Annotated in this window: 21 protein-coding genes; 9 read left to right on the top strand and 12 right to left on the bottom strand. The window is 56.3% G+C overall.

Features of this window, described 5'->3' with window-relative positions:
• Positions 1-4 precede the first annotated feature (4 nt).
• From B3K78_RS06350 to B3K78_RS06375, 6 genes are read left to right on the top strand one after another with little or no spacing between them, the layout of a single operon-like run.
• Positions 5-1,021 (top strand): Rieske 2Fe-2S domain-containing protein, encoded by a 1,017-nt coding sequence (locus B3K78_RS06350; protein WP_286694775.1) that lies wholly within the window; start codon positions 5-7, stop codon positions 1,019-1,021.
• Entirely contained in the window at positions 1,014-3,152 is a 2,139-nt protein-coding gene (locus tag B3K78_RS06355; RefSeq protein ID WP_286694776.1) for an oxidoreductase, read from the top strand. The genes B3K78_RS06350 and B3K78_RS06355 overlap by 8 nt, the downstream gene beginning before the upstream one ends.
• Positions 3,153-3,203: 51 nt before the next feature.
• Positions 3,204-4,931 (top strand): amidohydrolase, encoded by a 1,728-nt coding sequence (locus tag B3K78_RS06360; RefSeq protein ID WP_286694777.1) that lies wholly within the window; start codon positions 3,204-3,206, stop codon positions 4,929-4,931.
• Between the two features lie 27 nt (positions 4,932-4,958).
• Positions 4,959-5,744 (top strand): SDR family NAD(P)-dependent oxidoreductase, encoded by a 786-nt coding sequence (locus B3K78_RS06365; protein ID WP_286694778.1) that lies wholly within the window; start codon positions 4,959-4,961, stop codon positions 5,742-5,744.
• Positions 5,741-6,361 (top strand): nuclear transport factor 2 family protein, encoded by a 621-nt coding sequence (locus tag B3K78_RS06370; RefSeq protein WP_204996924.1) that lies wholly within the window; start codon positions 5,741-5,743, stop codon positions 6,359-6,361. Before B3K78_RS06365 ends, B3K78_RS06370 begins: the two co-directional genes overlap by 4 nt.
• A complete protein-coding gene (locus B3K78_RS06375; RefSeq protein WP_286694779.1) occupies positions 6,361-7,425 on the top strand; it encodes an alkene reductase in 1,065 nt (354 codons plus the stop codon). Before B3K78_RS06370 ends, B3K78_RS06375 begins: the two co-directional genes overlap by 1 nt.
• Positions 7,426-7,484: 59 nt before the next feature.
• Here the strand turns inward: B3K78_RS06375 and B3K78_RS06380 are convergent, their stop codons facing one another.
• From B3K78_RS06380 to B3K78_RS06400, 5 genes are all read right to left on the bottom strand, one after another.
• Entirely contained in the window at positions 7,485-8,264 is a 780-nt protein-coding gene (locus B3K78_RS06380; RefSeq protein ID WP_286694780.1) for a putative porin, read from the bottom strand.
• A 206-nt stretch (positions 8,265-8,470) separates the two neighbouring features.
• Positions 8,471-9,121 carry a class II aldolase/adducin family protein gene (locus B3K78_RS06385; protein ID WP_286694781.1) on the bottom strand — a complete coding sequence of 217 codons (651 nt, stop codon included), beginning with the start codon at positions 9,119-9,121 and terminating at the stop codon, positions 8,471-8,473.
• 2 nt (positions 9,122-9,123) lie between these two features.
• Complete coding sequence (gene htpX, locus B3K78_RS06390) at positions 9,124-10,011, bottom strand: protease HtpX (protein ID WP_349676115.1); 888 nt, start codon at positions 10,009-10,011, stop codon at positions 9,124-9,126.
• A gap of 84 nt (positions 10,012-10,095) precedes the next feature.
• A complete protein-coding gene (locus B3K78_RS06395; RefSeq protein WP_204996929.1) occupies positions 10,096-10,380 on the bottom strand; it encodes a hypothetical protein in 285 nt (94 codons plus the stop codon).
• Between the two features lie 168 nt (positions 10,381-10,548).
• Positions 10,549-11,034 carry a DnaJ domain-containing protein gene (locus tag B3K78_RS06400; RefSeq protein WP_286694782.1) on the bottom strand — a complete coding sequence of 162 codons (486 nt, stop codon included), beginning with the start codon at positions 11,032-11,034 and terminating at the stop codon, positions 10,549-10,551.
• Between the two features lie 124 nt (positions 11,035-11,158).
• Between B3K78_RS06400 and B3K78_RS06405 the strand changes: the two genes are divergently transcribed.
• Positions 11,159-12,094: a type II secretion system F family protein gene (locus B3K78_RS06405; protein WP_286694783.1), complete on the top strand. Its 936-nt coding sequence runs from the start codon at positions 11,159-11,161 to the stop codon at positions 12,092-12,094.
• Here B3K78_RS06405 and B3K78_RS06410 read toward each other — a convergent pair.
• Positions 12,069-12,251: a hypothetical protein gene (locus B3K78_RS06410; RefSeq protein ID WP_204996932.1), complete on the bottom strand. Its 183-nt coding sequence runs from the start codon at positions 12,249-12,251 to the stop codon at positions 12,069-12,071. The two genes, B3K78_RS06405 and B3K78_RS06410, sit on opposite strands and share 26 nt — an antisense overlap.
• 179 nt (positions 12,252-12,430) lie before the next feature.
• On the opposite strand from B3K78_RS06410, the gene B3K78_RS06415 reads away from it, so the two are divergent.
• Entirely contained in the window at positions 12,431-13,594 is a 1,164-nt protein-coding gene (locus B3K78_RS06415) for a type III PLP-dependent enzyme (protein ID WP_286694784.1), read from the top strand.
• 71 nt (positions 13,595-13,665) lie between these two features.
• On the opposite strand, the gene B3K78_RS06420 is transcribed toward B3K78_RS06415, so the two are convergent.
• The 6 genes from B3K78_RS06420 to speD all read right to left on the bottom strand — a co-directional run bounded on the left by B3K78_RS06420 (position 13,666) and on the right by speD (position 21,600).
• A complete protein-coding gene (locus B3K78_RS06420; RefSeq protein ID WP_286694785.1) occupies positions 13,666-15,351 on the bottom strand; it encodes a ShlB/FhaC/HecB family hemolysin secretion/activation protein in 1,686 nt (561 codons plus the stop codon).
• A gap of 56 nt (positions 15,352-15,407) precedes the next feature.
• Positions 15,408-17,390, bottom strand: coding sequence for an OmpA family protein (locus B3K78_RS06425; protein ID WP_286694786.1), 1,983 nt, complete (start codon positions 17,388-17,390; stop codon positions 15,408-15,410).
• Positions 17,391-17,486: 96 nt separating this feature from the next.
• Positions 17,487-17,702 (bottom strand): hypothetical protein, encoded by a 216-nt coding sequence (locus B3K78_RS06430; protein ID WP_286694787.1) that lies wholly within the window; start codon positions 17,700-17,702, stop codon positions 17,487-17,489.
• 175 nt (positions 17,703-17,877) lie between these two features.
• Positions 17,878-20,142, bottom strand: a complete 2,265-nt coding sequence (locus tag B3K78_RS06435) for an Orn/Lys/Arg family decarboxylase (RefSeq protein ID WP_286694788.1) — start codon at positions 20,140-20,142, stop codon at positions 17,878-17,880.
• Between the two features lie 155 nt (positions 20,143-20,297).
• The gene (speE, locus tag B3K78_RS06440) at positions 20,298-21,152 is read right to left on the bottom strand and encodes a polyamine aminopropyltransferase (protein WP_286694789.1); all 855 of its coding nucleotides are present in this window, start codon (positions 21,150-21,152) and stop codon (positions 20,298-20,300) included.
• Complete coding sequence (gene speD / locus B3K78_RS06445) at positions 21,145-21,600, bottom strand: adenosylmethionine decarboxylase (protein ID WP_027872911.1); 456 nt, start codon at positions 21,598-21,600, stop codon at positions 21,145-21,147. The genes speE and speD overlap by 8 nt, the downstream gene beginning before the upstream one ends.
• Positions 21,601-21,814: 214 nt before the next feature.
• Between speD and msrA the strand changes: the two genes are divergently transcribed.
• The gene (gene msrA / locus B3K78_RS06450; protein ID WP_286694790.1) at positions 21,815-22,456 is read left to right on the top strand and encodes a peptide-methionine (S)-S-oxide reductase MsrA; all 642 of its coding nucleotides are present in this window, start codon (positions 21,815-21,817) and stop codon (positions 22,454-22,456) included.
• Positions 22,457-22,531: the final 75 nt, after the last annotated feature.

Below are 22,531 nucleotides of genomic sequence, written 5' to 3' on the forward strand. Positions count from 1 at the left end.
GTTTATGACGATTATTGCTTCTACAAAACGCCCTCGCGTTGAGCTGCCCATGCCCTACGGCTGGTTTCAGGTGTTGTACTCCCAGCAACTGGCAGTGGGTCAGTCGCTGCCGCTGGAATACTTTGGCCAGGAATTGGTGATTTTTCGTACCGAAGCCGGTGAAGCCAAAGTGCTGGATGCCTACTGCCCGCACATGGGGGCGCATTTGGGCTACGGCATACGCGACCAGGCGGGCGGCGGCTCGCGTGTGGTGGGCGACAGTATTGTCTGCCCCTTTCACGGTTGGCAGTTTAATGGCGACGGTGAGTGCACGGGCATTCCCTACGCTGAAAGAATGCCGCCGCGCGTTGCCAAGTGTGAGCAGGTGATACCCAGTTGGCAGGTGCGCGAGCAAAACCAGTGTATTTATGTTTGGTATCACCCCGAGGGGATCGAGCCACTGTTTGAGCCGCCGCAGATTGATGAAGCGATGCCCGATACAGATGATTGGGGAGAGCTAAAAATCTATGAATGGGATATTGCGACTCACCCGCAAGAGATTGGCGAAAATGCGGTGGATGCTGCCCACTTTCGCTTTGTGCACGGCACACCGGAAGTGCCTGAGCCGACGGTGATGCGCTTTGAAGAACACTGCCGTTTTGGTTTGCTTGAAACGGAAATGGAAACTCCCAAGGGGCGTATCGAAGGCCGGATTGAGAACAGCAGTATCGGCCCGGGGATCTCCACCGTGCGCTTCAGCGGCATATGTGAAACGGTGCTAATGGCGAATCTAACGCCGATTGATGCCCACAACACCAAGGCGATGTACGCCTTTATTCAGCGCGATGGCAATGGCCAAAAAGTGGGCCGCGTGGGGCAGGCGATTATTGATGATATTCGCCAGCAAATGGAAGAAGACCGCATTATCTGGGCGCGCAAACGCTATCTGGAAAAACCAATGCTGTGCGATGGCGACGGCCCCTTTGCCAAATTTCGGCGCTGGTACGGACAATTTCTGGTAGCGGAGACCCGCGATGATTGATGTGCGTGAAGTGGGCGAGTGCCGCCATCCACACTTAATGTCTGAGGGTGATATAGCCGGTATGCGGCTGCGCAACCGCACCATATTAGCCGCAATGGGCACCGAGTATATTCTGGAAGATGGCAGCCTCGGTGACCGAGCGATGGACTACTACGAAGCGCGGGCTGCAGGCGGCGCGGGTATGATCGTGCTGGAAACCAGCTCGGTGGCGTGGCCGTTGGGAATGTCGATGCCGCGCATGTTGGGCCTGTCTTCAGATGAGTTTCTACCGGGCTTGCGCGCCCTCGCTGAGCGGGTTCATCGTCATGACTGCCGCATTGCCGCGCAGCTAAATCACAGCGGAAAAGTCTCTGCTTACGATGTGGTCGAAGGGCGGCAAATACTGGTGCCGTCTATACCCAAGCCCGCAGCCAACGATATGGGTAATGGTCTGACGATGGCTGAGATGGCCAATTTTGTTCGCGCCGCGGGCCCCGATGGCAAGGGCCCGCGTTTCAAAGAAATGGACCAGGCTGACATCGATTGGGTAATCGAATGTTTCGCGTCTGCCGCTACGCGTGTTGCTAAGGCCGGTTTTGATGCGGTGGAAATTCACGCCGGTCACGGCTATTTGCTGTCGTCTTTCTTATCACCCTATGCCAACCGCCGGGAGGATGAATACGGCGGTGAGCTAGCCAACCGAGCGCGTTTGCTGCTGCAAGTGGTGGACGCGATCAAGCTTGCCGTGGGGGGTGATTTTCCCATTATGGTGCGGCTCGATGCCTGTGAGTATCGAACCGAGGGCGGGATAAAGCTCGACGATGCCGTGCAGGTGTCGCAGTGGTTGGACAAAGCCGGGTGCCACGCAATAAATGTGAGCGCGTATTCAAACAACAGCGCCATTGGCTTTACCGAGGGGCCGCTGGTTCACCAGCCCGGTGGCTATATCGATTTTGCCAAGGCGATTCGCTCGGCGGTCACTATTCCCGTTATTGCGGTGGGTCGTATAGAGCCCGATGTTGCGGAGCGGCACATTGCCCAAGGCGATTTTGATTTTTTGGCTATGGGACGCAAATTGCTTGCCGACCCGGAGCTGCCCAATAAGCTGCGCGACGGCCGTCAGCAGGATATTCGCCCCTGTATATACTGCTACGTTTGCGTCAGTCAGATTTTTATCAACAAGGCGCTGTGCTGCGCAGTAAATCCCGCGACGGGTGAGGAGGCGAGCCTGATGCGCAGCGTGCCTGCCGCGCAGCCGAAGAGCATATTGGTTGTCGGCGGTGGCCCCGCAGGAATGGAGGCCGCGCGGGTGCTGGCCGAGCGCGGTCATACGGTGACCCTGTGGGAGAAAGACGACCAGCTCGGCGGCACCTTGCGCGTGGCGGCGCTCGCCTATGAGCCCAATGGCAAACTGATCGATTATCTTGCGCGCGGGCTTGAAGCCTCTTCTGCCCAGGTGGTGCTGAATAAAATGGCAAGTGCTGACGATATTCGAGCGGCGCGCCCGGATTCCGTTGTGCTTGCGGTGGGCGCACGTCGTCAGGCACCGCCGCTGCAAGGTAAGGAGCTACCACACGTTTTGGATGGTGAGGCGCTACGCGATATGTTGTTTGCTGGCGATGCCCACGGCAAGCTGACGCTTGTGCAGCGACTGATGCTGCGGTTGATGCACGCGTTTCGCCTGAACCGCAATATTGAACGCATGCGCCGTCTCAGCCGCTTGTATATGCCCATTGGTCGCCGTGTGGTGATCATCGGCGGCGGTCTGGTTGGTGTGGAAGTGGCGGAACTGCTGGTAGAGCGTGGGCGGGATGTCACCGTGCTTGAGCCCGGCAGGGACTTTGGCTCTGAGCTCAGCATAGTGCGCCGCTGGCGGGTATTGCACGGCCTGTCTGAGCACGGTGTGCGTTTGTTGGCTCATGCCACGGTGAGTGCCATCATGCCCAGTGAGGTGGTGTTCGAGCGAGAAGGCGAGAGCCAGCGCGTTGCTGCCGACACCGTCATTATTGCTCAGGGCGCAGACGCGAACACCGCGCTTGAAGAAGCGCTGCGTGCAAGCGGGCTGGATGTGCACAATATTGGCGACAGCGCGCAGATCGGCTACATCGAAGGCGCGGTGCGCAGTGCACGTGAGTTGGCGGTTTCTCTGTGAGTGAACTATTGCTAGTTGATCGAGGTTAGGTCGGCATAAGGAGAAGCGCTGATGCGTTTAATGATAAAGAGCTTATCGTTGCTGCTGGTTTTACTCGCCTTACTGGCGGCGGCATTGTGGTTCAGTTGGCGGGGGCCGCAGCCACCATTACCGAGCCAGCAAGCGTTCGTTAACGGCCACATTCTCACGATGGATGCGGAAAATCGCATTGCCGAAGCACTGCTGCTGAACGGCGAGCGCATTGAGGCCGTGGGGAATAACGCAGAAATCCGCGCGTTGATCGATGACGATGTTACCGTTTACGACTTGCAGGGCCGAACCTTGCTTCCCGGCTTTATTGACGCCCACGGGCACTTTCCCGGCACCGGACTGTCCGCGCGGGGTGTCGACTTAAGCAGCCCGCCAATCGGCAACGTGAATTCGATTGCCGATATTCAGTCGCGATTGCGCGCCGCGGAGTCAGCCTTGAAAGAGGGGCAGTGGTTGTTTGGCTTCGGCTACGATGATTCGCTGTTGACCGAAGCGCGCCACCCCACCCGCGACGAATTAGATGCTGTGTCAACGCAGCGGCCAATTTATCTGATGCACAGCTCCGGTCACTTGGCGGTGACCAATAGTGCCGGGCTGGCATTGGCGGGGATTGGCCCGGAGACTCCTGACCCCGAGGGCGGCGAAATTCAACGCGATGAGAGTGGTCGCGCTACCGGCCTATTGCTAGAGCATGCAACGGATCTGGTTGCGCCGCTGGCGATGGATTTTACCTTGCTGGATTTTGTCGCCATGGCAGACATGGCGACTCAGCAATACCTGCAAGCGGGTGTCACCACGGTGCAGAGCGGCGGCGTGGATGGCCGAATGTTGCAGGGGCTTTACGGTTTGTCGATGCTGAACCGCGTTCCCCAGCGTGTGATTGCCTGGCCGATGGGGCAACAGGTGGGTGAACAGATGTTGACGGGTGATTTGAACCTACAGCGTTTTCAGTCAAAAAAATTCGCGACACCGGCCGTTAAGCTAGTGGCGGACGGCTCCATTCAGGGATACACCGCATATCTGGCAATGCCGTATCACCGTCATAGCGATGCCGATTTTGTTGGCTTCGCGCGTTATGCCCAGCAGCAGCTCGACGACGATGTGGCTGCGTATCACTGCCGCGGTTATCAATTGGCCATCCACGGCAATGGCGATGCGGCTATCGATATGCTGTTGGACGCCTTTGAGCGTGCCCAGCAGCAATGCCCAAACGCCGACCCCAGAGCCATCGTGGTTCACGCGCAAACAGCGAGGCCCGACCAGTTAGACCGGATGAAGTCATTGGGAATGACGCCGAGTTTCTTTGTGGCGCATACCTTTTTCTGGGGCGACCGGCACCGCGAACAATTTCTTGGGCCAGCGCGCGCCGCCGCGATTAGCCCACTGAAAAACGCCTTGGATCGCGAGCTGCGATTCACCACCCACTTAGACTCCCCCGTAGTGCCAATGGATATTGGCCGCCTGTTGTGGTCAGCCGTTACACGGGAAACCCGCAGCGGCAAGGTATTGGGTGACGATCAGCGAGTCTCCATTATGCAGGCTCTGCGCTCGGTAACGATCGATGCCGCATGGCAGAGCTTCCAAGAAGAACAACTGGGTTCACTGGAGCCCGGCAAACTGGCCGACATGGTGTTGCTTGATCGCGACCCTCTGCGAGGCCCTGAGCAATTACTCAATTTCAAGGTGGACCAGCTGTGGATCGGTGGGCGCTGTTATTACCAGCGCGATCAGCAGCAGTGCCTGCGTTGAAATATCGATTTAGTTAAGGAGAGAGACATGGCGGATAGACTGCACAACAAGGTGGCGATCATCACTGGCGGCGGGCAGGGCATTGGTGCGGCAACGGCGCTGCGCTTTGCCGAGGAAGGCGCCAAGGTGGTGATTTGTAGTCGCCGCCTGGAGCCGCTGGAAGTTGTTGCCGAGCAAATTCGCGAGGCCGGTGGTGAGTGCCTGCCCCTGTCGGTGGATGTGAGCGATGAGGCGGCAGTAAAACAGTTGGTGGCAGATACGCTATCGACCTTCGGCCGCATCGATATTGTGGTGAATAATGCGGTGTTGATGGTGCCCGGTATGCTGGCGAATCACAGCACCAGGGCCTGGCATCAAAACTTTCAGGTTTCCCTGGATGGCGCGATGTTCCTCATGCGCGAGGCTTACAGCGAGCTCAAGAAACACCGCGGGGCCGTGGTCAATGTGTCGTCGGTATGCGGTTTGGCGGGCTCGGTGGCCACGGCTGGCTACAGCGCGGCCAAGGCGGGTGTAATTGCCCTGAGTAAGAGTGCTTCGATTGAATGGGCGCCTGCGATCCGCGTCAACACGGTGGTACCGGGTGCGTTTCTCACACCGGCCTTGGAAACGGTGAACCCGGACGAAGAGACTCAGCGCGCTACGGGGAAAACGATTCCACTGGGCCGCATTGGCGACCCGCGTGAATGTGCCAACGCGATTTTATTTCTCGCCAGTGACGAAGCGTCTTACGTAACCGGCGCCGTGTTGAATGTCGACGGCGGGCGCATGGCAGAACTGAATACCGGTAGCGCGCGCTGGGAGGATAAGGCGTGACACACTCTCTGGAACAACGTATTGACCGCCTTGAGTCGCTGGATGAGATTCGCCAGCTGGTGGCGAAGTATGCCCTGTCGCTGGATATGCGCGACCTGGACGCCCATGTGAACCTATTTGCTGAGGATATTCGTGTGAGCCGCGAGCACAGCGGTCGCGCGCATTTGAAGGCGTGGGTCGATGATACCCTGCGTTTGCAGTTTACCGGCACGTCTCACCATACCGGCAACCACATCATCGAGTTCAGTGACCCTGACCATGCCCACGGCGTGCTGTATTCCAAGAACGAGCACGAATGCGGCGGTGAGTGGGTAATTATGCAAATGCTCTACTGGGACGATTACGAGCGCAAAGACGGCCGCTGGTTTTTCCGTCGCCGCTTGCCGTGCTACTGGTATGCCACAGATCTGAATAAGCCGCCTATAGGTGATATGAAAATGCGTTGGCCCGGCCGCGAACCCTATGAAGGGGCGTTCCATGAGCTCTTTCCCAGCTGGAAGGAATTTTGGCTAAACCGCCCTGAGGGTCTGGCCGAAGTGGCCGAGCCTGCGCCGGTAAATGAGTTTTTAAATCGTATGCGGCGCGGCGCGCCTGCACCGAAAATTCGGGTGAGATGATGAAGTTATTAAGCGAGGTGCAACTGGGCGGTTTAGCGCTCAGCAACCGTGTTGTGATGGCGCCCATGACGCGCTCGCGCGCCGATGAGAGTGGTGACATGCCCAATGACCTGATGCGCGAATACTACCGCCAACGCGCCACAGCGGGTTTGATTATCACCGAGGGTACCCACCCCAGCGCAGAGGGTAAAGGCTACTGCCGAACCCCAGGAATATACACTGACGCGCAGCAGGCCGCGTGGGCCGAGATTTGCGAGGCAGTGCACGGCGAGGGCGGTAAAATTGTTCTGCAATTAATGCACTGTGGTCGCGTGGCTCACCCGGACAATAAAGCACCGGGTGTGCGTACCTTGGCGCCATCGGCCATTGCCGCAAAAGGGCAGATATATACCGAGCAAGGTATGCAGGATTTCCCCGTGCCCGAGGAGATGAGTCGCGCGGATATCCGGCGTACGATTAACGATTATGCGTCGGCGACACAGCGCGCCTATGCGGCAGGTTTTGACGGTGTGGAGCTGCATTGCACCAGCGGTTATCTGCCCGCGCAGTTTCTCTCCACAGGCACCAATCAGCGTGGCGATGACTACGGTGGCACCTTGGCTAATCGTTTGCGGTTTGTATTGGAAGTGCTCGAGGCGATGGCGGAGGTCGACGGGGCATCAAAGGTCGGCATGCGAATCTGCCCGGGGAACCCCTTTAACGACTTACACGATGAGGATTACCAGCAGACGTTTGCGGCGCTGTTAAAAGCGGTGGACGCGATCGGTCTGGCCTACTTACATGTTATTCGCATGCCCAAGATTGGCGATCACATTGCGTTGGCCAAAGAGAATTTCTCCGGTCCATTGATCGTTAACGACAGCTATACCGCTGACGAAGCCGAGGGCGCCTTGTGTGGCGATTCGCAGATCGCAGCGGTATCCTTTGGTCGGGCATTTATTGCCAACCCTGATTTACCGCGGTGTTTTGCGATGGGAGGGGCGTTGGCCAATATCGACCCTAAAACGCTATATACGCCGGGGCCCGCAGGTTATATCGATTACCCAAACCGGATAACGGAATAGGTTTTTATAGGCATAAAAAAGGGCTGCCCGAGAGCAGCCCTTTTTCGTTGCGCTAGCGTTTAGAAACGCACTGCAGCGCCGAACATAATGCCGTCGGCGTCAACGTCACCGCCTTGGTCAAAGTACGCAGCCATCAGCTCGACATTTGGCTGGGGGAAGTAGCTTACGTCCAGAGACACGGTGTCAGTGTTGTAGTCACCCACTTCCGTCAGGTCGGCTGACAGGCCAACACCGAGGTCTTTGTTGAAGTAGTAAGTTGCACCCAATTCGATCATGTGACCGCTGTCGTCGTCAGTGTCGACGTAAGACAGTGCCGCGTCATAGGCCAGTGTTGCGCCCTGAGTCAGCGGGTTTACACCGTGAACGGCGACATTGAGCTGGTCGATATCTTCGCCGTCATCGTCAGTAGTTTGGTAGCTAACAACGATGTCGGTGTTGTCATTCAGGTAGGTACCCACACCCACGCCGAATGTATCAGATTCGTCGTCACCGGCTTCAGACTCTTCGTAGGCCGCTTCAATAATCAGGTTGGTATCTGTAACGACACGAACATCAAAGTCGAAGCTGTCTACGTCGTCGGCACCTGCGACATCAGGCTCCAGGCTGTTGTAGCCAAAACCAACAGATGAACTCTTATCCAGGAACGCGGCTTCAGCGTGAGGACCTTTGCTAGTGTCGACAGATTCGAAGTTGTAGCGGCCGGCAACACCCATTACATCGTAGTCAACGGCATCACCCACTTCACCCTGACCGTAGAAAGCGCCCGCTTCCATTTGGTAATCAGCGCTCGCTGCGGCAGCAGCAGTTGAAATGGCGATAGCCAGTAGCGTTTTTTTCATGTCTTTCCCCGTTTTGGTTTTACTGTCGGCACCAGTTTGGCCCGTTACATTTCTTGTTGTGTTTATACTGATCAAAGATGAACGCCTTGTTACGGTGCATTACCTGCACGCTATTAGTGCGTCCGAGGCTGAGCTTACCACTGTTTTATAGCAGTGCAACAGTCGATGTAAGGGTGGGAGTAGGGCAGATTAAAAATAGCCGGCGACTATTTCAGGCGTTGGCCATAGTGAGAAAAAGCGTTCATGACCTCGGCCATTTGTTGGTCGCTCAACAGCACGGGCTCACCGCTTTGCAGGCACAGTAAATAGCTTGCTGCTAATGCCTCGACTTCTTTGGCGAGGGCAAGGGCGCGAGTGGCATCGTCAGCGATACAGATCTGCCCGTGGTTGGCCATCAGGCAAGCGTGGCGATGCTCCAGAGTTTGGCAAACCGCTGTCGACAATGCCTCGCTGCCAAACAAGGCGTAGTCGCAACAAGGAATATCGTCGCCGCCAGCAACACTGACCATGTAGTGGAAGGCGGGAATCGGGCGGCGCATGCAGGCCAGCGCGGTAGCGTGGGTGGAGTGGCAGTGCACGACAGCGTTGATATGCGGGTGGCTGAGATACAGGGCCTGGTGCATTTGCCATTCGCTGGACGGGCGGGGCTGATCGTCCGGCCAGTCGACAAGGCTGGTGGTTTGTTCGGCAACAAACACGATGTCGTTGTCAGTGGCCTTACCGGCAACGGCGCCGCTGGCACTGATTATCATCCCATCGTCGACCCGCACAGAGATATTGCCCGATGCTCCTGGGCTCAGGCCCGCCGCACCCATTTCATGGAGCGCATCTAACAGGGCGCGGTGGCCGGCAATCACCGTTAGCTACCGTTGCGAAGCGCTTCGATACGCTTCTCAAGCGGCGGGTGGGAGCTGAACAGGGCGGCAAAGTCTTTTTTAGCGCCCGTGCGGATGCCAAACGCGGTAAGTTCGTCGGGCATATCGTTGGGCAAGCCTTGTTGCGCCTGTAGGCGTTGCAGGGCCGCAATCATATCTTGCCTGCCCGCCAGGTGAGCGCCCGCCGCGTCGGCGCGGAACTCGCGCCAGCGAGAGAACCACATGACGATGGTTGATGCCAGAATACCCAACACCATTTCTGTAATGAAGGTGACCACGTAAAAGCCGATGCCGTGACCGCGCTCGGTTTTAAATACCAATCGGTCGACGGTGTGACCAATAATCCGCGCAAAGAACATCACAAAAGTGTTTACGACCCCTTGTATCAGGCTCAGGGTGATCATGTCGCCGTTGGCAACGTGACCGATTTCATGGGCAAGCACAGCGCGAACCTCATTGGGACGCATTTGTCGCAGCAGACCTTCAGAAACCGCCACCAGCGCGGCATTTTTATTCCAGCCGGTGGCGAACGCATTGGCAGCCGGAGAGGGGAATATGCCTACCTCTGGCATGTTGATGCCGGCTTTCTGGGAGAGTTCGGCAACGGTTTCCAGCAGCCAGCGCTCTTCGCTGTTGCGCGGCTGTGTTATTACCTGCGTGCGCGTTGAGCGTTTGGCCATCCACTTAGAGATGAGCAGTGATACCAGTGAGCCACTCATGCCGAATACCGCACAGAAAATCAGCAGTGCGCGAAGGTCGAGATCGACATTGTTCGACGCCATGTAGCTGTCGACACCGAGTAAACTCAGCGAAATACTCGCCACGGCCAAAATAGCGATGTTGGTGGCAAGAAAGAGAAAAATGCGCATCATGGTTGCGTGGACCCTCGAATTAAAAACTCTTGGTTTAGATGGGGGGGAGTGCTCTGGGTTTCAAGTATAAGGATGAATTATCGTTTAGTTTTCACCCTCTACTATCGCGCTTTCCGGTGAGTCCACCTCGGTGTCATCGGGAATCGCTGGCCCGGGCTCAACGTCCGGCTGGCGGTGCTCATCAAGCGGGCATGCCAGGGCATTGGCGCGCAGCCAGATATCCTTGCTGCTTAATTCAAAGACGGTGTTTATCGCCTCGTCGTGGTGCTCGGTTCGGTAAAGCAGTTTTCGGTCTCGGCCGTCCAGCCACTGTTGCTGTTTGCCCAGGTAGTGGCCGTGTTGATTTTGAATGACGAAAACGTTGGTCATGGCCTGTTCCACAGATACAAAGTCGGAGGGCCCCATTTTAGCGCGGCGGTGGGGTGACTCAAGTGCTGGGGAGCTGCATCCGCCCGGCTGGGGTTTCCGAGCGTGAGTGGTTGTGTAGCCGCTACGGGCAAGAGCGAGCCCGCGTCGCACAATTCGGTAGCGTTTTCCTCAGCCCGTTCTTTTGTTAAGCAGGACGTCTTTGGCTGCATTCAGTTGGCTGGCGAGGTAGTCGTTTCCGCCTCTGTCGGGGTGCAACTTCTGCATTAGGCTGCGGTGGGCGGCGATGATGTCGTCGTCACTAGCGCCTGCCTTCAGCCCCAAAATAGACAGGGCTTGGGACTCGTCCATATCCATTTGGGGTGGTGGCGGTGTGGTGGTGTTTGGCTCTGCCTCACCCTGTGGTTTGTTGCTGATTTTATGATAGACATGCTGCAGCACATACTGTCGCACGAAGGGCATGGCGCCACCAACCAGCCCGGCCAGCCAGTGGACGCGACCGGTTATGGAAAGCAATATCAAGCCGGCGGCGGCCATACTGACTAGCAGGGTGATGTAGTAGGAACGCCGTTGCTGTGGTGGTTTGCTCTGCACTAGCTTCACAAAGCGGTACAGGGCATAGAGGATGGCGGCGGCGATGAGTAAACGAATGATCATTGTGGTTCCGTTCGCAGTGCTGGCCAGCGGGCGGGCCGATTAAAAACAAGCTGTGGTAGAGTATAGGGCTTTCTCGGCCGCAACCCTACCGTCGCAGCTGCAAACACAATAATTATGGGATGCTATGGGCTCAGCCTCTTCCTCGGCGCAGCGTTTTATGCTGTTTCAGTCGCTGCACACAGCCAGCCAGTCAGGTGATAACAACTGGGATCAACTAATTGCCCTGCTTAGCAAGGGCGAGCAGGCTGCGCACCGCGCTCAGCTCGATGCCTTGGCGCAAAAGTTTGCCAGTGGCCAGCAGGTGGTATTAGACGAACTGCGCAGTGGCGGGCTGTTCCTGGATTGGGAGCTGCGCTTTATGCAGCTGGGCTTGGCTGTCGGGAATTTGGCGAATGTATATCGACGCCTGGCCGAGCATTATCGATTGCTTACCGAGTTTCAGCAGCGCTTTCGTCGCGCGTCACGCCTACCGCTTCTGTTGGTGGGTGGCTTTATTTTGCTGGTGCCCTTGCTGTTGTTGGTATCGCGTCAACTGCAGCCGAGTGAGGCGCTGGTGGCAATAGTGTTTGGCTTGGCGCCGTTGGGGCTGTTGTGTGCTATTGCTGCAGGGCTTTGGCACCGCCGCGAGTCGCCGTGTGTGCAGCGTTTTTGTTACCGGCTGCCGGGCATCGGTCGGGCGCTAGCCGGCTATCAAAGTTATCACTACGTGAATCACTTGGGTGAATGTATTGCCGCGGGAATGCCGCTGGCGCAGGCGCTAAAGCAAGCGGCCCGCCGTATGCCCGATAGCCCGGTGAGAGCGCGCTATGAGCGCATTGCCAGTGAGGTGGGCGCGGGAGAAAAGTTCTCTGTCGCTCTCATGAGAAGTGGCGCGTTGGCGGGGGTGGCATTGCCCGCAGCGGGGGCGGGGGATGCTCGGCAAGTGCCGGCGCAATTAAGTTTGGCGATACATCAGAGCTGTGAAGAGCAGTTAAACTTTTGGGCGTCTAGTCTGCCCTTCTTGCTATTGGGGTTGATCCCCTATTTAGTTGTACTTAATGCCTGGTTTCTTTTGCGGTAAGGGTTTCCAGCTCATCAATATAGTGACGACGGCCGGACAGCTCCTGCTCGATGGCAAATTTTTCGCTTGAATTCTGCCACTCGGCATTTTTAAGCAGCTCCCAAAGCTTGCGGCTGCATAGGTTTTTAACGTCTATCTCAGTATTCTGGTTGTTCACTTCTGTTCTCCTGGCAGCGCTTATTCGCTGCGTTACTTTCCTTTCTTTGTCTTTCTGTTTCCAGCGTGACTAATCATGGCGGCTGTGCATTGCAGTGTTATGACAACCGAGCAACTTGCGTCACTTTGCGCTAGACTGCGCGTTTTTTCGCCCTGTGTACTCTGGAGAGGCGACCTGCCATGTCTCAACAATTGCTGGCGGCTGCGACTTGGCAGCGCATTCAGCGTTTTTCCTGCGATAAGCCGACGCCGTGTTTGATCTTCGATCTGCCCACCTTGCGGGAAAAGTACGCCGAACTGGAGGGTGCTTTCCCGTTTGCCGATATTTACTACGCCGTCAAGGCTAACCCCGATGCCGATATTATTCGCTGCTTGGACGCGCTGGGTGCGAACTTTGACATCGCCTCCATCTATGAGTTGCAAAAACTCCGCGGCTTAAATATCGACAGTGCCCGAATCAGTTACGGCAACACCATTAAAAAAGCCACGGATATTGCCTTTGCTTACGAGCAGGGCGTGCGCCTCTTTGCCAGCGACTGTGAATCGGACATTCGTAAGCTAGCAAAATTTGCGCCAGGCAGTCGAGTGTGTGTGCGGGTACTAACCGAGGGCTCGGAGACCGCTGATTGGCCCTTGTCGAGAAAATTTGGCTGCCAGCGTGATATGGCCATAGAACTGATCCTACTTGCGCGGGAGCTGGGCCTGGAGCCTTACGGCATTTCGTTTCATGTGGGCAGCCAGCAGCGGGATATTAGTAGCTGGGACGCAGCGATTGCGAAGGTGCATTTTATTTTCGACCAGCTCCGCGAGGCCGGGATTGCGCTAAAAATGGTCAATATGGGCGGCGGTATGCCCGCCAATTACAAACAGCGCTCGCAGGACTTGCAGACCTATGGTCGTGCCATTGCGCGTTTCTTGGAGGAAGATTTTGGTGACTCGCCCCCTCAGGTGATCATTGAGCCCGGTCGCTCTCTGGTTGCAGAAGCAGGGGTGTTGGTGAGCGAAGTGGTGCAGGTGTCCTATAAATCACACGACTCACTCGACCGGTGGGTGTATCTGGATGTTGGCTTATTTGGTGGCCTTATTGAGGCCCTCGGTGAGGCGATACAGTATCCCGTGTTGTGGGAGGTGGATAGTGACGGCGAGGATGAAGTCATTCTTGCCGGGCCCACCTGCGACAGTATGGACATTCTTTACGAGGATCATCGCTATCAGCTACCCGTAAACCTTGAGGAAGGTGACCGCTTGTACTGGTTGTCTACCGGCGCTTACACCACCAGCTATAGTTCGGTGGAGTTTAACGGCATTCCGCCGCTGCGTAGCTATATTTTGGATGCGCCATAAAAAAACCACCGGCTGCTTGGCAGGCGGTGGTTTTTAATAAGACGCCCGGCGAACCGAGCGTTATCTCTATCTTAGAAAGTTAGGCGAAGGCGCCAGTAGAAGTCGGCTTCAAGTTCTTCGATAAAGTCATCGTTAACCACATCGTCGTAGATGGATTTGGCGGCAACCAACTCAGAGTAAAGGAAGTCGCCGTATTCCAGCTTCAGACGCAGACCGGCATCGGCAAGCGCTTGCTCGTCACCAAAGTCGCTGTTGGTATTGTTGTACCAGCTGCCACCGTATTCGGCGAACAGCGAAGGCGTAAGTTTCAGGCCTTCAGCGGCTTTAATAGCCTTGTTCAGCGATACCTTGAGGTGGTAACCCTCATCACCAATCAGGACGCCTGGCAGATACGCGCTCATGCTGTCCATGCCACCCAACACAAACTGTTGCTGCTGTGGCAGCTGCTCGTCAGCGAACTGGCCACGAGCGGTGGTTTTCATGGTTACACCATCGCTAATGCGCTGCTCGTAGCTAAGCGATGGCAGCAGGGCAATGAACTCTGCCGTGCGCGCAGGCGCTACGATGTCGGGTACGGGCTGCCCGGGATTTTGCTGCTGGTAAGCCGTGCGGTATTCGTCGTAGCGGTCAAGGGTACCGCCGTCACCAAAGCCGGCTCGCAGTTTCAACGACGCGTTCAGTCTGGCGGCGTTTTGCTCTTCGCTCTGGAAGCGGTTGAGCGTGTAGCGACCACCCAGCTCGACGACTTGGTAATTTTCGTCGAGTAGCTTCTCGCTGCGACCCTCCTGGTTGATGGTTGAGTCGATGAACTCAATGCGTTCAGTCAGGCTGAACTGCTGCCAAGGCGTGCTGTAAAGCACCTGCTCGCCGCGCAGGCTGGCCTGCAGGATTTCTGCGTCCAGTTCGATACCCATCATTGAGCTTTGGGCAGGTGTACAACCCAGGTTGAGCAGTGGGATCAAGCATGAGCCTGCTGTTGTGACGCGCGCTTGGGGCTCGCGCAGATAGTCAACATAGTTGATATCAATGCCGTAGAGGCCGCTAGCAAAAGGGTGGTCAACGCTGATGCTGACTTGGTTGAGCTCTTCGCCGTCGCGCGATTCACCCAAATCGGTGAAGGCGGTTTGGTAAGAGACCGAGGCCTGGGTGCCGGACTCAAACTTGTGCTTAACACCAGCCAAGCCGAAGTAGCGACCAAGGAAGCGGCTGCCTTTGTTGTTGGCTTCGACGATGATTTCGGTGGCATCGTGATTTTCGATCGCCTTGCGGCTCAGTTGAATGTCGACGGCGTCGTCGCCCTGTTCAACATAGCTGATGTCATAGTCGTAGCCAGCGCGGCGAGAGCGCAGGTCGGCAAGCACTTTAGCGCGATGGAACTCGGCAATGCTGAGGTCTGCATCGCCACTTAGGCTTGCGAAATACGGCTGCATTTCTTCGGCGCCGGTCACTTCATTGAGTTTTAGCTGCTTGACTATGATCGCAACGCTGTCGAGCATGCGTGCGTAGTCCACTTTCATCAGCAGGTGGCCATCTTGATAGTAGCGCTTTGCAAGGCCGATAACGGCTTCTGCTGGGGTTTTTGCGCTGGCCAACAACTCGCGCAGATCGCTATCACTCAGGTACTCATTGCCGTAAACACGCACAGTGGTCCCGTTGACGTCAGCTTCTACTACGGTAGCCGACGCGCTTTTTGCCGCTTGCACTTGTGCAACGCTGGCATTGACCGGTGGCATTACGGGTGGCAGATCGATTGCCATGTGATTTTCTCCTAAACTGTATTCAGCAAATTATGGGTAGCGCGATGAACGCGCTATCAATTCAAAACCTTGAGTTCTACGCGGCGATTTTGTGCACGACCTTCTTCGCTGTCGTTGTCGCTGGTAGGTTGACTCTCACCGTAGCCACGAGCCTGTAAGCGCTCGCTTTCAATACCGTGTTCAATGAAATACAGCTGCACTGCGGCGGCGCGGCGGTGTGACAAGTCCATGTTGTAGTCATCGCTGCCTTTGCTGTCAGTGTGGCCAGCAACTTCCAGGCGCTCGGCGCCTGAAGCCTGGATGACCTTGATCGCGGCGTCGAGTGTTGCTACCGACTCTGGGGTCAGTACTGCCTTATCAAACTCGAAGAACACGCCTTCCAGACGCAGCGGTTGCAGGTCGTCCAGGTGGCAGCCATTTGGCAGGACGGTAGCGCCAGCAGGCGTATCGGCACATTTGTCGCGGCTGTCGCAGACGCCGTCGGCATCGGCGTCAGCACACTGGCCGCCATTGAGGCTGTCGGCACCGGCTAAACCAATTAGCGCGGGATTATTGTTGCCGTTGAGGTCGTTGCCATTGTCGATAGCGTCAACATCTCCACCCAGGGTGTCGTTTAGCAAACCGTTGCCATCGGCGGTGTTGTCATCGTTGTTGGTCAGGGCGTCTTCCAGGCTACCGCCGGTGACATCGCCAATCAGTCCGTCAACGGGGTCGGTAACGGGCTCCAGCAGGTCGGTAACCGGGTCAACAACCGGGCTCAGCGCGCCCAGCAGCGGCTCACCAATTTGGTTGTCGATAACATTGGTGAGTGGGTCAAGCAATGTGTCGACAGTTTCCAGCAGCGGGTCAAGGGCTTCACCCAGGCCCGCCGTGAGGGGTAGGGGTGAGGCTTCACCCGCTTCGGTGCCGCTGTTCGGATCTTCAGGGCCACCCAACAGGTCGTTAACAACACCGTTACCATCGCTGGTGTTGTCATCGTTGTTGGTCAGGGCGTCTTCCAGGCTGCCGCCGGTGACTTCTGCTAACAGGCCATCGACAGGGTCGGTCACCGGTGCCAGGGTATCAAGCAGCGGTTCTGTCACAGGGTTCAAGCCGTCTAGCAAGGGCTCTAACAAAGTGTCGTCGAGGGCGTCGGTCACTGGGTCGAGTGTTTTGTCCAGCGCATCAACCAGAGGTGTCAATGCTTTGCCGAGTGGACCGGTTACCAGGGGAAGCGGTGACGCCTCGCCTGCTTCGGTGCCGCTGTTCGGATCTTGCGGGCCACCCAGCAGGTCGTTTACCACGCCATTGCCATCGCCCGGGTTGTCGCCATTATTGGTTAACGCATCTTCCAAGCTACCACCGGTGAGGTCGGAAACCAGGCCGTCAACGGGGTCGGTCACGGGCTCCAGTACATCCAGCAGCGGCTCAGTAACCGGGCTCAGGCCATCCAGAACGGGCTCTAGAAGGGTGTCATCCAGCGCGTCGGTGAGCGGGTCGAGAGTGCTGTCGAGTGTGTCGATCAGTGGGGTGAGCGCTTTACCCAGGGGGCCAGTGATTGCCGGTAGAGGAGAAAGTTCTCCCGCCTCAGTGCCGCTATTGGGGTTCTCGTCGGCGCCGAGTAAGTCATTGACAAGGCCGTCACCGTCGCCGGGGTTAAACATGTCGTCATTCGTGAGAGCGTCTCTCAGTGAACCGCCGGTGAGGTCTTCTACAATACCGTCTACGGGTGCCACAATGGGGTCGAGTCCGGTGAGAAGAGGGCTGGTCAACGGGCTCAGTGCGCCCAATAAGGGCTGTGCGAGTTGCTGGTCTATCGTGTCGGTGACCGGGTCTAGCGTGGTATCCAGCGCGTCGACTAAGGGATTTAAGGACTCTCCGAGGGGTTCGGTAATGGGCCCGAGCAGTGCTGGCAAGTCGATAAGCACGGCTCCTTTACCGTCTTTGCCAATACCGATGATGCCCAATAGCTGCGCGTTCGCTAACTGGCTGGCGCCAAGGCTGCAAACCGCGGTGGCGATCAGCAATTTGCGTAGCTTAAAACGTGATGGGGGGAACATATCCGTTGCCTCTCTGGTCATTCTGCAGCATGCGCTGCGCTTTAATGTAAAACGAAACTGATATCGATCCGCTCGCTGAGAATAAGGAGCGAGCAGTCAAAATTTGTATTTAGCAATCGTTGCTGCCAACAGGTCTTCCTGACAGTGGTGGCACATGGTGATTCTGGTCAGCGGCGCATCGGGGTAGCTTTGTGAAGTATCGCCGCGGCTTAGCAAAAGCGTTAAAGCTCTCTCTATTTTATAAGTATTTTCCGCAGGAATTAACAGCTTGCCTGTGAAAAATACCGACTTGCGTCGCAAATTGTGTGTCATACGCTACCCAAGATAACTCAGAGCTTGGCATTTGGGTATTTGTGGAAGGGCGTAATCGCGAAAAAAAGCGGTAGCGCCCCGCACACGCCGTGAATGCGATTATCGCTGCGTTTTGTGACGTAGTGAGGGCGCTGGAGGAATAAGTGCTGTCTATGGTGTCAAAGTGTGACCGTCGTCACGCTTTGTCCTCGTTAATGACGACGTCGACGAAGTAATGAGCTTCACCGTCAATGTTTTCTCGCACAAGCCCGTGACAATCGGTTTCAAAGCCGGGGAAGCGCGAGTTGAAGTCCCTGACAAACTGCAGGTAGCGGACAATGGTGCGATTGAATCGCTCGCCGGGAATCAGCAGAGGAATGCCAGGGGGATAGGGCGTCACCAGCATGGCGGTTGTGCGCCCTTCCAGTTCGTCAATGGCGACGCGCTCAATTTGGCGGTGTGCCATTTTTGCCCACGCATCAGCAGGTATCATCGCGGGCTCGATTTTCGAGGTATACATATCCGTTGTGATGCGAGCTAGGTCGTACTCCTTGTATACGCTGTGAATATCGTTGCATAAGTCCCGTAAGCCGACCTTGTCGTATTGCGGATGTTTGCGAGCGAAAGCAGGCATCACACGCCACAGAGGAAGGTTGGCGTCGTAGTCATCTTTGAATTGCTGTAACTCTGTCACCATGGAGTTCCAGCGGCCTTTGGTAATGCCGATGGTGAACATGATGAAGAACGAGTACAGGCCGGTTTTTTCTATGATGATGCCGTGTTCCGCCAGGTACTTACTCACGATCGACGCTGGTATGCCGGTATCGTCGAAGTTGCCGTCGACATCCAATCCCGGGGTGATGATTGTCGCTTTGATTGGGTCGAGCATGTTGAAGCCCGAGTCGATATCACCGAAGCCGTGCCAGCGATCGCCGGAGTGAATCACCCAGTCGTCGCGCTCGCCGATCCCTTCTTCAGCCAGATACTCCGGTCCCCAGACTTTAAACCACCAGTCGTCACCGTGATCGGCATCGACTTTGCGCATAGCGCGCCGAAAGTCGATGGCTTCCAGAATGGACTCCTCCACCAGCGCTGTGCCGCCGGGCGGCTCCATCATGGCGGCAGCAACATCACAGGAGGCGATAATGGCGTACTGCGGGCTGGTGGAAGAATGCATCAAATAAGATTCATTAAAGCGGTGAGTGTCCAGCTTTCTGTGTTCGGCGTTTTGCACCAGAATTTGTGAAGCCTGCGACAAACCCGCTAATAGCTTGTGCGTGGATTGCGTGGCGAAGACCAGTGTGTCATCGGCGCGAGGGCGATCATTGGCGATGGCGTGCATGTTCTTGTAGAACGGATGGAAGGCCGCGTGAGGCAGCCAGGCCTCGTCGAAATGCAGGGTGTCGATGGTCGCGCCGAGGATGCCTTTAATTTCCTCTACGTTGTAGACAATGCCGTCATAGGTGCTCTGCGTGATGGTTAAAATGCGCGGCTTGCGGTCGGCAAAATCACGGGCGAAGGGGTGGTTTTCAATTTTCTTACGAATTTCATCCGGGCAAAATTCGCTTTTTGGAATTGGCCCGATAATGCCGTAGTGGTTGCGTGTTGGCGTGAGGAATACCGGGATCGCACCCGTCATAATAATGCTGTGTAGAATCGATTTATGGCAGTTGCGGTCAACCACCACAATATCGCCAGGCGCGACTACTGAATGCCAAACAACCTTGTTCGACGTCGAGGTGCCATTGGTGACAAAAAACAGATGATCGCAGCCGAATATCCGCGCGGCGTTGTGCTCACTGTCGCTCACCGGCCCGGTGTGGTCGAGTAACTGGCCGAGCTCTTCTACCGCGTTGCAAACATCGGCGCGCAATAAATTTTCACCGAAAAACTGGTGAAACATTTGCCCAACAGGGTTCTTCAGAAAGGCAACGCCGCCCGAGTGACCGGGGCAGTGCCAGCTGTATGAGCTGTCGCTGGCGTAATTCATCAGCGCATTGAAAAACGGTGGTGCCAGTGATTCCAGGTACTTGTTGGCCTCACGAATGATATGCCGGGCAACAAACTCCGGCGTATCTTCAAACATATGGATGAAGCCATGTAGCTCGCGCAGAATCTCATTGGGTAAATGGCGCGAGGTGCGTGTTTCGCCGTATAAAAAAACCGGAATATCGGTGTTGCGATGACGAACAGCCTGCAAGAAATCCTGAATTGCACTCAGCGCGTGACTGGCTGCTTCGTCGCTGCCGTCGCAGAATTCCTCATCGTCGATTGAGAGGATAAAACAAGATGCGCGGCTCGCCTGTTGGGCAAAGGCCGTGAGGTCGCCATAGCTAGTAAAGCCGACGACCTCCATTCCCTCGCGGCCGATGGCGTCAGCGAGGTCGCGAATGCCGGAGCCGGAGATATTCTCCGAGCGGAAGTCTTCATCAATGACAACAACGGGAAAACGAAATTTCATAGCGGGTGCTCTTTAAAATATCAGTGCTCGTCGACGGGCGATGCTGTCACTAGACTAGTCGATTTGCAAAAAAAATGAGAGGGCGGCGCGATATTTCAGCGGCCGCCTATATTTGGCTGGGCCTGCCAGCTGGACGCCTTGGACAGGCCGGGGCTTCAGTCGCCTTTCAATATATCGAGAATATATTGCGGAAGGGCAAAGCTGCCGTGATGCAGGGCCGGCGTGTAGTAGCGGCTGGTGATGCCGCTGTCAGCGAAACGCTGTTGCAGCGTTTCCAGGTCGAGCTCTCGTAAGCTGGGGTCATCGCTGGCCCAAGCGAAAGTCATAATGCCACCAACGTAGGTGGGCACAGCGGCAGCATAGAAGTGACAGTCCGCGAATAACGGCGAGAGGCGCTGGTGGGTAGTGCGCACTTCCTCGGGTTGCATAAAGGCAACACCGTTTTGCGCAGCGAATACACCACCGGGTTTTAAGCAGCGCTTAATCCCTTCGTAGAAGGGTGAGGTGAAGAGCACCTCGCCAGGCCCGATGGGGTCGGTGCTGTCTGACAAAATAACATCGAACTGGCGGCCACAATTTTGCACGTAGTCGATGCCATCGCCAATGACGATTTCAGCGCGCGGGTCATCGTAGGCACCGCTGGAGTGCCGCGGCAGGTACTCGACACACATATCGATAACCGCTTGGTCAATCTCGACCTGCACGGCGCGCTCAACGCTGGCATGGCGAAGCACTTCGCGAAGCAGGCCGCCGTCACCGCCGCCGATGATCAGCACGTCTTTCGCCTTACCGTGGGCCAAAAGTGGCACGTGGGCGAGCATTTCATGGTAGACGAACTCGTCGCGCTCGGTGGTCTGAATAACACCGTCCAAGGCCATCACCCGGCCAAAATCGACAGAGTCGAAGATGACGAGATGCTGGTGCTCGGTCTTGCTTTCGAACAGCACCTTTTTAATGCGGAATCCTTGGTGGTATCCGCTGTGAAGGGTCTCGTCGAACCATTCAGACATCGTCCATTCTCCCGCGCAGATTTTCCCCGACCTCAATGCGTGAGGGGGAGAAGGCTTTTTGCAGGATGCCGACAGCTAATTCGGGTTTGGCGTCACCACACATAAAGACGTCGAAGGCGGCATAGTCGCGCTCCGGCCAGGTATGTACGCTGATATGAGACTCCGCCAAGACCGCAACACCGGACACGCCGCCGTTGGGCGTGAAATGATGCATGTGAATATGCAGCAGGGTTGCACCGCATTCTTTAACGCAGTCCAGAAAGGCTTTTTCCATACGGGGGATATCATCGAGATGGGAGGCTCCCCAGAGGTCGATGATCAGGTGTGTGCCGGCGTAGGCAACGCCATCGCGCACGATGAAGTGATCGAGATTTTCATCCGATGCAGTGATCGGGTTAGTCGTGGCAGCGCCCGCCTCCAGAGAAGGCATAAGATCCAAGCTTTTCATCTAGCATAAATCCTCCGCAGGGTTGAAAGAGGCGGCGATTTAAACCGTTTTATTGGCAAATAGCAATAAAAAAACTGGGTGAATTTTAGGCGTTTATTTCAATGCCGGCCAATGTTGCCCAGCGCTAGGGGCCTAGCGGGTTTCAGGGCTAGTCAGGCCCATGTGAATCAGGGCATAGTGGGCCTATCCACAAGTGACTGACAGGAGCATTTTGATGAGTATTTTCGACCGTTTGCGCAAACCCAGTGCGATTCCAGCGGCGAGCGAAGCACTGCCCGGTCGCAGTGAGGAAATGCCTGTGCCGGAGCGGCACACGGTGTTGGGGGCACCTCTTAAGGGGCCGTTCCCCGACCATTTGCAGTCAGTGGTTGTGGGATTGGGCTGTTTTTGGGGGGCGGAGCGAAAGTTTTGGCAACTACCCGGCGTGTACACCACGGCGGTGGGCTACAGCGGTGGGCATACGCCGAATCCCACCTACGAAGAGGTGTGCTCGGGGATGACTGGCCACAACGAGGTGGTGTTGGTGGTATTTGATCCGGCGGTATTAAGCCTTGATGCCCTGCTGCGCTGCTTTTGGGAGAGCCATGACCCGACGCAGGGAATGCGTCAGGGCAATGATGTGGGCACGCAATACCGCTCGGGCATTTATACCTACCAGGACGCGCAGCGCGCTGCTGCCGAGCAAAGCCGCGAGACGTATCAGGAAAAGCTGACCGCAGCGGGCTATGGCGAGATCACGACCGAGATTGTGCCAGCGGGGCCGTTTTATTATGCGGAGGCCTATCACCAGCAATATCTGGATAAGAATCCCGGGGGGTATTGCGGCTTGGGTGGCACAGGTGTGTCGTGTTCGTAGTGGGCTCTGTCGGACTGAAATAATACGCATAAAAAACGGGGCCTGAGCCCCGTTTTTTATGGTTTGCCGTCGTGG

The sequence above is a fragment of the Spongiibacter sp. UBA1325 genome (assembly GCF_002306875.1).
Classification (GTDB): domain Bacteria; phylum Pseudomonadota; class Gammaproteobacteria; order Pseudomonadales; family Spongiibacteraceae; genus Spongiibacter; species Spongiibacter marinus.

What these genes read in the sequence shown, in the direction of transcription:
- B3K78_RS06350 (WP_286694775.1), top strand. Translation starts at nt 5, where the DNA reads ATGACGATTATTGCTTCTACAAAACGCCCTCGCGTTGAGCTGCCCATG.
- B3K78_RS06355 (WP_286694776.1), top strand. Translation starts at nt 1,014, where the DNA reads ATGATTGATGTGCGTGAAGTGGGCGAGTGCCGCCATCCACACTTAATG.
- B3K78_RS06360 (WP_286694777.1), top strand. Translation starts at nt 3,204, where the DNA reads ATGCGTTTAATGATAAAGAGCTTATCGTTGCTGCTGGTTTTACTCGCC.
- B3K78_RS06365 (WP_286694778.1), top strand. Translation starts at nt 4,959, where the DNA reads ATGGCGGATAGACTGCACAACAAGGTGGCGATCATCACTGGCGGCGGG.
- B3K78_RS06375 (WP_286694779.1), top strand. Translation starts at nt 6,361, where the DNA reads ATGAAGTTATTAAGCGAGGTGCAACTGGGCGGTTTAGCGCTCAGCAAC.
- B3K78_RS06380 (WP_286694780.1), bottom strand. Translation starts at nt 8,264, where the DNA reads ATGAAAAAAACGCTACTGGCTATCGCCATTTCAACTGCTGCTGCCGCA.
- htpX (WP_349676115.1), bottom strand. Translation starts at nt 10,011, where the DNA reads ATGATGCGCATTTTTCTCTTTCTTGCCACCAACATCGCTATTTTGGCC.
- B3K78_RS06395 (WP_204996929.1), bottom strand. Translation starts at nt 10,380, where the DNA reads ATGACCAACGTTTTCGTCATTCAAAATCAACACGGCCACTACCTGGGC.
- B3K78_RS06400 (WP_286694782.1), bottom strand. Translation starts at nt 11,034, where the DNA reads ATGATCATTCGTTTACTCATCGCCGCCGCCATCCTCTATGCCCTGTAC.
- B3K78_RS06405 (WP_286694783.1), top strand. Translation starts at nt 11,159, where the DNA reads ATGGGCTCAGCCTCTTCCTCGGCGCAGCGTTTTATGCTGTTTCAGTCG.
- B3K78_RS06415 (WP_286694784.1), top strand. Translation starts at nt 12,431, where the DNA reads ATGTCTCAACAATTGCTGGCGGCTGCGACTTGGCAGCGCATTCAGCGT.
- B3K78_RS06420 (WP_286694785.1), bottom strand. Translation starts at nt 15,351, where the DNA reads ATGGCAATCGATCTGCCACCCGTAATGCCACCGGTCAATGCCAGCGTT.
- B3K78_RS06425 (WP_286694786.1), bottom strand. Translation starts at nt 17,390, where the DNA reads ATGTTCCCCCCATCACGTTTTAAGCTACGCAAATTGCTGATCGCCACC.
- B3K78_RS06430 (WP_286694787.1), bottom strand. Translation starts at nt 17,702, where the DNA reads ATGACACACAATTTGCGACGCAAGTCGGTATTTTTCACAGGCAAGCTG.
- B3K78_RS06435 (WP_286694788.1), bottom strand. Translation starts at nt 20,142, where the DNA reads ATGAAATTTCGTTTTCCCGTTGTTGTCATTGATGAAGACTTCCGCTCG.
- speE (WP_286694789.1), bottom strand. Translation starts at nt 21,152, where the DNA reads ATGTCTGAATGGTTCGACGAGACCCTTCACAGCGGATACCACCAAGGA.
- speD (WP_027872911.1), bottom strand. Translation starts at nt 21,600, where the DNA reads ATGAAAAGCTTGGATCTTATGCCTTCTCTGGAGGCGGGCGCTGCCACG.
- msrA (WP_286694790.1), top strand. Translation starts at nt 21,815, where the DNA reads ATGAGTATTTTCGACCGTTTGCGCAAACCCAGTGCGATTCCAGCGGCG.